Annotated in this window: 1 protein-coding gene; it reads left to right on the top strand. The window is 47.3% G+C overall.

The window, feature by feature from the left end; all coding sequences use genetic code 11:
- Positions 1–47: 47 nt before the first annotated feature.
- On the top strand, positions 48–319 hold a 272-nt coding region (locus AB4585_RS22950), incomplete at its 3' end, for a saccharopine dehydrogenase NADP-binding domain-containing protein (protein ID WP_372171112.1).

A 319-nucleotide genomic window follows, 5' to 3' on the forward strand; every position in this document is an offset into this window, starting at 1 on the left:
ATCGCAGAGCACGCCGAAAAAGTATTGAGAGCACTTAGTCACTAAATATGACTGCAGTCTTAATTATAGGCGCAGGTTGGCTTGGCCGCCCATTAGCCAAACAACTTAGCGCCTCAAATCACGCCGTTCACGTGACAAATTCGAGTCATGAAAGCACAGAAGAAAGCCTTGAACTCGGTTTATCTGCTCACCAATTACAACTTCCCCTACCCTCCCTACAATCCCTAGCATCACTCATTAAGCAATTGAAAATAGAGGTGGTTGTTGGGTGTATTACCCCTGGTTTTAGGCGCAGTGCGACTCCCGACTGGGACAGCTA

It is taken from the genome of Vibrio sp. 10N.222.49.C9 (assembly GCF_041474985.1).
GTDB classification, from domain to species: domain Bacteria; phylum Pseudomonadota; class Gammaproteobacteria; order Enterobacterales; family Vibrionaceae; genus Vibrio; species Vibrio crassostreae_C.